The sequence below is a fragment of the Rhizobium leucaenae USDA 9039 genome, assembly GCF_000426285.1.
GTDB classification, from domain to species: domain Bacteria; phylum Pseudomonadota; class Alphaproteobacteria; order Rhizobiales; family Rhizobiaceae; genus Rhizobium; species Rhizobium leucaenae.
Genome location: NZ_AUFB01000007.1, coordinates 287333 through 296618 on the forward strand (window position 1 = coordinate 287333; position 9286 = coordinate 296618).

General features: G+C 62.2%; 14 protein-coding genes. 4 read left to right on the forward strand and 10 right to left on the reverse strand.

From position 1 onward, the window contains the following. Window positions 1-190: 190 nt before the first annotated feature. Window positions 191-598, reverse strand: a complete 408-nt coding sequence (locus K290_RS0113745; RefSeq protein WP_028752469.1) for a hypothetical protein — start codon at window positions 596-598, stop codon at window positions 191-193. Between the two features lie 975 nt (window positions 599-1573). Between K290_RS0113745 and K290_RS0113755 the strand changes: the two genes are divergently transcribed. The 4 genes from K290_RS0113755 (at window position 1574) to K290_RS0113770 (ending at window position 3298) form a co-directional block, all read left to right on the forward strand. After that, the gene (locus tag K290_RS0113755; RefSeq protein ID WP_028752470.1) at window positions 1574-1807 is read left to right on the forward strand and encodes a hypothetical protein; all 234 of its coding nucleotides are present in this window, start codon (window positions 1574-1576) and stop codon (window positions 1805-1807) included. Between the two features lie 282 nt (window positions 1808-2089). Continuing rightward, complete coding sequence (locus K290_RS0113760; RefSeq protein WP_028752471.1) at window positions 2090-2320, forward strand: hypothetical protein; 231 nt, start codon at window positions 2090-2092, stop codon at window positions 2318-2320. 327 nt (window positions 2321-2647) lie between these two features. Continuing rightward, on the forward strand, window positions 2648-3040 hold the full coding sequence (locus K290_RS0113765) for a hypothetical protein (protein ID WP_028752472.1): 393 nt from the start codon (window positions 2648-2650) through the stop codon (window positions 3038-3040). Between the two features lie 3 nt (window positions 3041-3043). Then, a complete protein-coding gene (locus tag K290_RS0113770) occupies window positions 3044-3298 on the forward strand; it encodes a hypothetical protein (RefSeq protein WP_028752473.1) in 255 nt (84 codons plus the stop codon). Between the two features lie 101 nt (window positions 3299-3399). Here the strand turns inward: K290_RS0113770 and K290_RS0113775 are convergent, their stop codons facing one another. The 9 genes from K290_RS0113775 to K290_RS37910 all read right to left on the reverse strand — a co-directional run bounded on the left by K290_RS0113775 (window position 3400) and on the right by K290_RS37910 (window position 9178). Beyond that, a complete protein-coding gene (locus tag K290_RS0113775) occupies window positions 3400-3609 on the reverse strand; it encodes a hypothetical protein (RefSeq protein WP_037103101.1) in 210 nt (69 codons plus the stop codon). 2 nt (window positions 3610-3611) lie between these two features. Next, window positions 3612-4283: a hypothetical protein gene (locus K290_RS0113780; RefSeq protein ID WP_154668596.1), complete on the reverse strand. Its 672-nt coding sequence runs from the start codon at window positions 4281-4283 to the stop codon at window positions 3612-3614. Between the two features lie 8 nt (window positions 4284-4291). Next, on the reverse strand, window positions 4292-4708 hold the full coding sequence (locus K290_RS0113785) for a hypothetical protein (RefSeq protein WP_028752476.1): 417 nt from the start codon (window positions 4706-4708) through the stop codon (window positions 4292-4294). 8 nt (window positions 4709-4716) lie between these two features. Then, a complete protein-coding gene (locus tag K290_RS0113790) occupies window positions 4717-5136 on the reverse strand; it encodes an Ig domain-containing protein (protein WP_028752477.1) in 420 nt (139 codons plus the stop codon). Window positions 5137-5368: 232 nt separating this feature from the next. Then, a complete protein-coding gene (locus K290_RS0113795; protein WP_028752478.1) occupies window positions 5369-6697 on the reverse strand; it encodes a plasmid recombination protein in 1329 nt (442 codons plus the stop codon). A gap of 359 nt (window positions 6698-7056) precedes the next feature. Beyond that, complete coding sequence (locus K290_RS0113805) at window positions 7057-7314, reverse strand: hypothetical protein (protein ID WP_028752480.1); 258 nt, start codon at window positions 7312-7314, stop codon at window positions 7057-7059. A 1-nt stretch (window position 7315) separates the two neighbouring features. Continuing rightward, window positions 7316-7696, reverse strand: a complete 381-nt coding sequence (locus K290_RS0113810; RefSeq protein ID WP_028752481.1) for a hypothetical protein — start codon at window positions 7694-7696, stop codon at window positions 7316-7318. A 208-nt stretch (window positions 7697-7904) separates the two neighbouring features. Continuing rightward, the gene (locus tag K290_RS34220; protein WP_051264052.1) at window positions 7905-9020 is read right to left on the reverse strand and encodes a rep family protein; all 1116 of its coding nucleotides are present in this window, start codon (window positions 9018-9020) and stop codon (window positions 7905-7907) included. Further along, a complete protein-coding gene (locus K290_RS37910) occupies window positions 9017-9178 on the reverse strand; it encodes a hypothetical protein (protein WP_154668597.1) in 162 nt (53 codons plus the stop codon). Before K290_RS37910 ends, K290_RS34220 begins: the two co-directional genes overlap by 4 nt. Window positions 9179-9286 lie beyond the last annotated feature (108 nt).

Consider the following 9286-nt stretch of genomic DNA (forward strand, 5'->3'; position numbering starts at 1 on the left):
ACATCCGGCTTTCTTTAGGCCGGATGTGCTGGAAACCAAACAGGAAATCTCGCTGATACCAGTGAAACGGTCGAATGTATAAATTCAAGACATGGTGAGCCCGAAGACAAACCACAACCAGCGAAGGTCGACGGTTTAGGCGAAAGCGGAACCGAAAACCTTCCACAATTAAATGCGATCACCCGCTGGGCTATTGATAGTCGTCGTCTCCCGACGAGGACCGGCGTCCTTCAAGCCTGTTCAGAATTTGATTTAGCTCGTCTGCACATGCCTTCATCGGTTCGTCTTCCGCACATCTGACTTCTATTTTGACGTCGCCGTCCTCAATGCGGAAACGAGCCGCCTTGGACGGCATCGGATGACGACCCATTGAGCCCCTATGCCAATCGCCCTTCATGGCGTCGTCATCGGCCCGGTGCTGTGCCAATGGCGGTGGTTGCAACGAGTTTGTCGAGGGTGCGGTTTCGGTCTGAGTTGGCGGTTGAGTTGGCTGCTGACCTGGCTGCGTCGGCGTCGCCGTATCCGGCGGTTGTTGGGCGAAAGCGGCGCCAGCCGAAAGCGATATTGTCAGGGCGGCGATAGATAGCATCGTTTTCATTCTCTGGTCCTCCTCTAGACTCTGTGAAGAACACGCGAACTGGAGGATGGTTGCTGGAATGTACGAAAATTTGAACTCACATGCTAGGAACTCGGAAGACCACCATGCCCGTTGGCGCTAACCAGCCGGCGTCTAAACTACGACTTGCAAGGGCGGCGTCATTCCTTTTGGTCGCGGACCGAAACGAAAGCAAAAGTGTCGCACTCGGGGACGATATCGAGAGAGCAAGGGACAACGATATGAAATACGGAGAATAAACAATTATTTACAGAAGAAAGTGGTGGGCCCGGAGGGAGGAAGGGCCGTGTACATCCAGAAGTCCTGATTTCCAGAGGCACCCGCTATTCCAAAGCTTTCCGTGCACATGTGCGGGTTCGGCGATGTGTACGTTCGTGTTTTGATGGTGTCAACAATTGTCGAAATGGAATGCCTCGGCGGAGGCAGTCGGTCCCGCGTCCCGCCGTTGTCGGCGCTATGCTGACGCTCTTGCGGCTGCCTCAGGAACCCGCCGAAGCATGCGCGAATTCCCACCGTCCCGCCAAGTGCGGCGCTATGCTGACGGCTCCGATGCGCTCTCCCTTCTTGGAGTCCACCGCAACGCCCGTAGCCGGAACCCGGCAGGGGTAGCCTTGCTCCTTTCCACGACGAATCTCCCTCGCTTCGGATCGAGCCGCGTGTCTCGATCCGATCGCCTACGGCGACCGCTCCTCCCGATTAGTCGTGGAACCTTTTCGCTCGGTGACGACAGCCCAGCGCGCTCGACACGGCCTACGGCCTGCGGCATCCCCCTTGTGGGCATGCCTGTTCGAGCATGGCGCGCTGGACTGACGTCAACCCCTACCTACCGTCGCCCCCGAAACCGGGACATCCTGCTTCCCGTTAGATCCCCGTTAGATCTGTTTCGATGCCGTCCTGGGCCCGAATTGCGAGATCTGCTATAAAATCATTTTTTTCCAATGACTTAAGGAGATTTCGATGGAGACGAAAACGACTGTAATCCGTGGCCTCGCCTTCGACGTCGTCGTCATCGAGACGATGAATCGGGACGCGCGCGGCATCCTGTTCTACGTAGCTCAAGTCCTCCTGCGAGAACGCAAGACGGGCGCTGAGCGCTTGGTGCGACGTACACGTGTTCCCGGCTCCGGGCAGCACCTTGCGCGCGATGTCCAGCGGCTGGGTGTCCGCGCTCTCGACGCCTTTGGTTCATGATCAAACTTATTTGATTTTCCCTGAAATATTATTCCAAGGATTCAATCCGTGCAGGTGCATCAGCTCAGAGTCAGTCGCAAGGATTCAATCCTTGCGGGTGCGTTTGGGCGCAAGGATTCGAGCTGTTGAATCCTTGCGCGAATCCTTGCCGCAAGGATTCAGACATGCATTTCCATTGCGACTTAATTAGTTTCTACTAACTTATAGTAGTATGAAATTCCTGGACTATTTCGTTTCAGCTTGATCTCTTTAGCGCGTCATCAACAGAGGAGGCCCAAGGCCATGACAACGAAATCCGGTGCTATCACGAAGGTCATCAAGGCGTTCGACACCTTCCGAGAGGCATACGACCAATACGTGCAAACGGTGGACACCGCCTTGCCTAGCGACGTCGAGGACGATGCGTTGCGAGAGCGGATTGCTTCGCTCGTCATCGGGTCCGGTGACGTCGGCCTCTACCTGCGAGACTACGGCTACACCGTCGATAGCCTGCGGTCGCTGGCAGGTCAGTAACCGTAAAACTGGCTCCCGGCGGCGTATGTCGCCCGGAGCCATCCCAGAGACCAACAGGAGACACCGACATGCAGACACCCGATTGGAAACCAACGGCGAAGACGTGCGGGAACACGTGGCCAGATGCGGGCGGAGTATGGACGTCGTGCGGGGGGCCGCTCCTCGAATGGAAGCAGCACTATCCCGACACGCGGGCGCTCATGATGACGTGCTGGCACTGCCGGGAGTGCGGAAACGACTCCTTCAAAGCGAAACCCGCACCCGGCAGCCCCGCCGCACTGGCCCGCGCGGCGACCCTTCAAACGTCAACAACGGCAGGAGCATGACGTGCACGACATGCAGAAAATACAGAAGGTCGAGATGGGCATGGAGGAGCCATGGTTCAAAAACCACGAATTCGCCGACATATTCGACGGTAGGGCTGACGTCGATACGGTCGAAGGGACAAGCATCGTTATCAGGATCGATGACGGGCTTCTCGACCTTGTGGAACTCACAGTCGCTCAATTTCACGGCGATGACGAGTGGGTATGGGACACGCCGGATTCCTACGGATGGGCCAGAGACATCGACGCCGCGAAAACGGCAGCGATGAAGCGAGGGTGGCACGAAGCCATGCTTCGCCTCCGCGAAGAGATGGCAACCGAGGTCGTAGATCCGCTGGACAGGATCGCAAAGACGTCGGCGGCTGCCGTCCGGAAACACAGAGAACAGGGGTGAGTGATGGAATACGAAGACAAAGTCGAGCGGAAGCTGAAAGAGATTCTTTCCGGGAAGATTGCCGCCGAGAAGATGCCCGGCTCCACGACTGAGTGCGCTGCGCTCGCCCTGGTGCTGGGGCACCCAGAAGGACTGACATCGCTAAGCCGGCTGGATTGCTGGGGCTACCTGCGGGATCAGGATGTCACGATGGTCCGCCGCCTCTGCGGCGAGTACCAACATGAGATCCGGGAATGGGAATGCCGCCGGACGGGCTGACGTCCACTTCAGCCCTGTTGGCGGGTGGGTTACTACCCGCTGACGTCGTCCGGACGCGCTGTGCGGCCTCCGCTGACGTCCCCATTTTTGAATTCAGGCCGTTAGGCCGGGTTTTCGAGCCCCGACCTCCGCCCGGCGACCAAGTCGTAGAGGGCGACGACGGCGTCAGCCAGAGCCTCGACGTCGGCCTTGGCCGGGGTGCCGTCGCTCGACAGCAGCTCGATGTAGACGGCGTCGAGCGCATCGAGGCGCTGCCGCTGCGCCGACGTCAGATGATCGAGGATCGCCCCGGCATCGGCTTTCAGTTCCATTCTCATTGTCTTCTCCTTCTACTTCCTGCCGGGACCCGGCCGGCTTCCTCTTCGACGTCGTCCTCGACGTCCGGCTCCATCTCTGGAGTCGGGGACGGCGGCGGCTCCTGCTCGCGGATGCTCTCGACGCGCGCAGCAGTGAGCGCGCGCTGCACGAGCTCCGCCGGTCCCGCTCCGATGCCAAGGACTCTGAGCTGGCTGCGGTCGTCGCTCGCGGATTGCTTGCGTAGCCATTCATGCACAACAGACGGCAGACGCCGTTCGAGAGCGAGGCGGGCTTCCTCGCGGCGTCGCGGCGACGGCGAGCCCAGCTCGTGGACCAGGCGTCGCCACGACTTGAGAGCCGGCCGCAAGCGCGGCGTGGGCGTCTCGGACGTCGCGAGGACGGCATCCGGCTGCGGATCGAGACCGCGCTCGCGAGCCCAAGCGTCGCGCCCCAGCGTGTACCCCGGCGGCGGGTCGTACCGCGTCCGGAGTCGCGGACGAAGAGCGACGTCGAATACCGGCTCGCTCGGCTGTGCGAGAGCGAGCGCGGCAGACAGCAGCGTCAGGAGCTGTAGCAGCGTCTTCGTCGCCGGGTCACTCCGGCGTTCGCGGCGTCGAGCGAGGTCGCGGCGCATTTCGTCGATACATGTCCGACGTCGCCGCTCTCGTCTCTTCGAATCCTCGTTCATGATACCCCTCACGGCTGCTGGCAGATCGGCACGGACTTGTCGGCGTCGGAATCGCAAGGCGGGCAGTCCGCGCCGAACCCGGCGAGCGCGTTCATCTTGGCGCAGCTAGCGACCGTCTGCCCGGCGAGGTGCTTCGACATCCTCTGTCCGTCCGAACTGACGGACCAGGCGCCGGGCGGGACGTCCCGAAGGTAGCCGCCGAGGTGGAGCTGCGCGAGCAGCGCCGCGTCCTCTCCGTTCGGACTGCGGACGTTATCCTGTCGGTAGAGCATCAAGGCCCCGCCGATCTGCTGTTCCTGCTGCGCGACCGCGACCAGCTCGGCGCGGAGGCGGGCGTCGGCCCAATGGTGGCCGCCAAGCCAGAGGAGGAGCGTCAGGGCGGCGAAAATGACGATAGCGATTGCGCCAAGGATGAGCTGATACATGGGACCTCCTACGCAATAAAAAATCGAACGACCGACGTCACGTACTGGCCGCTCTGGGTGTCATGCACGAGAATGTTGAAAGTGAAGTCCCCTGTAGTCAGAGGCTGCCCCGAGAAGACGCCTGTCGCGCTGTTGAAGACGACACCCGCAGGGAGCGTATTCCCATTCGCAAAAGCGAATTCGTACTGCTCGGAGCCGCCGTCGATAGTCGGGGCAAGCGACATGGACGTACCGCGAGGGAACGTCCGCCCGTTACCGTCATAGGAAATCGAGAGCGGCCCCGGAGCCACGACCGGTGGCGGTTCTGCCGTCACGGGAGCGGTGATCGTTCCCGTCGTCGCCGACCGCCACAGGATGCGCGGCTCGTCTGCGCTGGCGCTGGTCGCGAGCAGCATCGCTATCGCCGCCGTCAATGGAATCCTCCTCATGACATCCCTCCGAGTCGTTGCCTTCAGCATGCCCGCCGGCTGGACTCGAGGCAAACCGGCGCGCGCCGTGGTACCCAAACGAAGGATTCGATGCCGATGCCGGGTGGGTTACTACCTGTCGACAACTCGTGGACGCGCTGAGAAGGCCACTTCCGGCGTCCCCATTTTTTGAAATTGGCGATTCCGGCAGGTTTTCGGCGTCCAGGTCTCTTGTAGCGGGAACGTCAAAAGCTCAGCGCCGTCTCGGCGTCGGCCTCAGGCCCGGCCCTAGCGAGGGCCTCGACGTCGGCTCCGGGGGCCGAAGCCGCGCCAGCTCCTCCCGAGCGACGTCGCGCTGCGCAGTCGTCTCCGTCAGGGCATGGTCGATCGACGATGCGCGTTCCTCCGCCTTCCGGAGCGCGGCGTCGGCCGCCGCAGCCTTTTTGAGCGCGGACGACGCCCGTTCGCGTAGCGCTGTCATGTCGGACTCGACGGCGGCGCGGATGCGTTCGGCTACACGGCTCTGTCGGAAGCCGTCGAATACCGTCCTCAAGATCGACGGCAGCTTCTGAAGACGAGCCGCCTGCGTTGCTACGCGGGCGGTCTCCTGGCGGACGAAGGACATCATCCCGCGCGCTTTCGCCTGCTCGCGAACGGCGGCGTCGTGGCTGGCTTTCGCGGCGTCCGTCGCGGCACGGGCCGCGGCGAGCTGTCGTGCCGCTTCCGCGATCGCAGCATCGGCTTCGGCGCGCAGTGCGGCCGCCGTCGTTTCCGCTGTCGAAACCAGCGTTTCAACCTCCGATTTTTTCGTGACGATGTGCGTCTCGATCTTTGTCCTGACGACGGCAGCCCGTTCTAGCGCGGCTTGCAGGGCCTTGGCTTGCGCCTTCTCGCGCTGCCATTCGCCGCGCGGCAGGTTCCGGCGACAGGGACCGAGGCGCGCGAGCCCGCAGGGAATGCCGACGACGGCGTGGTACGAATTCTGCCACTCCCGCATCGCGTCTTTGTACGCGGCGTCGCCCCGCTTCGATATCGTTTTAGAATCCTCGGCGTTGGTTGGACCGGCCGCCATCGCAGCGCGCTTGGCGGTCACTCCCGGATGATGCCGCAGCGCTCGCATTTCCGTGTCGTCTGTCGGCACGACATATGCGTGAATATGATAATGAGATTCGTCCTCGTGACGGACGACCGACTTGAGATCGTTTCCATATTGTGAGCGAAGCCACTCGATCGTGCGCCTTTCCCACACCTCAGCCTCTTTTCGCTTCTCCGGGTCGTCATGGATTTCATCCATGGTATACGGGTGCGAGGCGATGACGGTGTGGACAGTTTTGTGGTCCTGTCTGAGCTTACGCGGCTTGCCATCCTTGGGGATCGTCCGGGCGGCATCGGCTGCGGCATCGTGCAGCGCCTCGACATCCGCGACATCCATGCCGTAGACGACGACGGGTGGCTCAGGGTGTGGGACGTGGATCGAGGCTTCTGGTTTTCGTGACGCCTCCGCAAAAATAAAGGCCGTGCCCCGACCTTGGGCGTCGCCCTTTCGGCTGAAGCTCTCCATATGGATGAATTGAAAGCCCATGACGCAGGCTCACTGTACGTCGGCGGAGGCCGTCGCGGTCGCGGTAGCACCGGTCTCGACGTCACGGATGAGGACGGTCCACGCGTACCGTCCTGGTATCCGGGGGGACCCGTAGACCGAGCCCAGCGGGCCGAGAACGAGGCCCGACGGCAGCGCCCCGGCGACGAGAGACCACCGGTACGAGCCAGAGCCGAAGCGAACGGCAGGCAGGAGGACGACTGCCTCGCTGACGTGCCATGCGAACCGCCCCGGTTCGTACGCGATATCGAACTGGGGGCTGGAGACCGGCGGTGAAAGCGACGTCGCCGAGGCGGTCCCGGCGACCGTCAGGAGCGCGGCGAGAATTCGGAGGGTGGCTGTCACTGTGCCCCCGCATACTCGAAATCGACGCCCTGCACGAAGCCTGCGATGAGCTGGACGCGGGCGAGGAAGGCGTCGTCGCTCATATGCTCATGACCGCCGTTTTTCTCGGTCCTCTCCTGGGAGAACGACGCATACCGTTCGGGGTTCTCCCATATGACCGCGTACCATGAAGCCGGCAGCCGGATGACCTTGAGCCTCGCAGGGAACTCAGGACCATGGTTGGTGACGACGATCGGCAGATCGTAATCTTGCATGTCACACCTCCCGACCGTCTCTGTCCCGCCGACGCGCCAGTTCGGCGTTCAGCACCGCGTCGAGTTCGCGAGAGGTGATTCCACGCTCGCGGCAGACGTCCTCTCCCAGCGAGAGCGACGCCTCGCGCCAGTCGTCTAGCCATTCGGCGACATAGCCGTAGCGTGGATCGGGCAGCAGCAGTTCCACAGATTCGCCGATGAGATCGAGTGGGGTCAGGAAGGGCTGGCGGTGCGGGAAACAAGTGGTCGTGGAGTCACGGTGGAGGTCGCGCCAGGTCGCGGCGAGTTCAGGGTCGTCGCGCAGCATCGTCTGGGAAAGCTTGATACAGACATTGGCGCGACGAAAGTCGAGATCGATGATGGAGTTGACGTCGGCTTGCATGAGGATCCTCCTCCGGGGAAATCCCGGTGCAAGAATCGTGTGCGCCGGCGGAGAGGGGGACAAGTCCAATGGTAGTAACCGGCTACTGCTAGCTGCGCTAGCACCGGCCCTTCCGGGGGACTCTCCCGAGGGGCGCTCGCGCGGCGCCTGGCAGGGGCCTTGTCGCCGTCCTCCCGGACGACGAGACCTAACGTGTTTTCACGTCAGGTCATGGTGACGACGGGAAGCCCGCCGTCACACCGCGCCGTCGGGCTGCCCGCCGTGCGAGCAGCCCGACGGCGCTCGCGTCGATCTGCGCCCGCAGCTTCTCGCGCCACGCCACGACGGCGGGTGCTTCGAACGGAATTTCGTCGTCTTCGTCTGTCGGTCGAGGGGCCAGACGAACCACCGTGCCGCCTTCGAAGAGCGAAACGACCTCTCGGAGATTGTCGTCTAGCTCTTCGGGCGGTACTTCCTCATCCGCGTTTCCACCCGTTGGGACAGTTGGCCTACATGTGTGGACTATATACGATTCAGCGGCTTCCGCCGCTTCGCGTATATCGTCTGCCAACATGGCCGCGTCGAGTGCCATCTTCGCCACGCGCAGCGCCTCTTCCGGCTCCGGCCCCCAGTTGTCGTCCCAGTCCCGCCTCGCCTGTCTCTTCCACGCTTCGATGTCGCCGCCGTTCTCTCCGAACGGCGCGGCGGGGTCGTAGCGCTGCACCATGATGAGTGGCTCGGCCCATGGCGTATGCCGCCACTGAGGCAACGTCAGGCCAAGCACGATGTTCGACGGCGGTGTCTCGCGCTGCGTCTTCGGCGCGACGTCGGTCCTGTCCTTTTCCGTGACGACAGGTTTCACGGTTTCGCCCGCTTCCTGCTCGCTGCCCCTCGCTTCCAGCCACTCGTCCTTCGGCTTCGGACCCTTCCGGCCGCGCTTCAGAACGCGCCGGAGACGGCCGTCGCCGCGTCCGACGTGGACGCGGACGACCTTCTCGCCGGCTTCTTCAAGCTCCTTCAACAAGCTCTTGAAGATGCCCAGCGGCTGGCAGATCTTCAACCGGCGCGTCGCTTCATACAGCCACACCAGCTCGTCGTCCGTCGCTGCGAGCGTGTCTGCCGGCTTCGAGCAATACTTGACGATCTCTTCGACTTTCTTGACCGCGCCGTTGTCCTTCCACCACGCACCGGTCATCTGGTGCGTGAACTGCAAGAACTCCGGCCACAACTTCCCGATGTTGCGCGTCGGCCAGTACAACACATTTGCATGCACATGATACAGCACCTTGTCCGCACCGTACCGCTCTGCGGATTCCGACGTGAAGCCGGCCGCCAATCCGATCAAAGACCGGCCACCATTCCGATTTGAAGCCGGCCACCGTTCCGATCAAAGACCGGCCAGTTTTCGACACTGAACATCACTCCCTGGGTCAGCAACTTTGGCATCAAATACCTCGCGGTGAACGAGGGGATTTTGATGCCGGCAAAGAGAAGGCTGACCATGAGACATTTGCGACAAATGCTGCGGCTTGCAGCAAGCGGAACCAGCTCGCGTGAGATTGCCGTCGTGTTGGGAATTGCGCGTAGCACGGTGCAGGATAATCTGCAGCG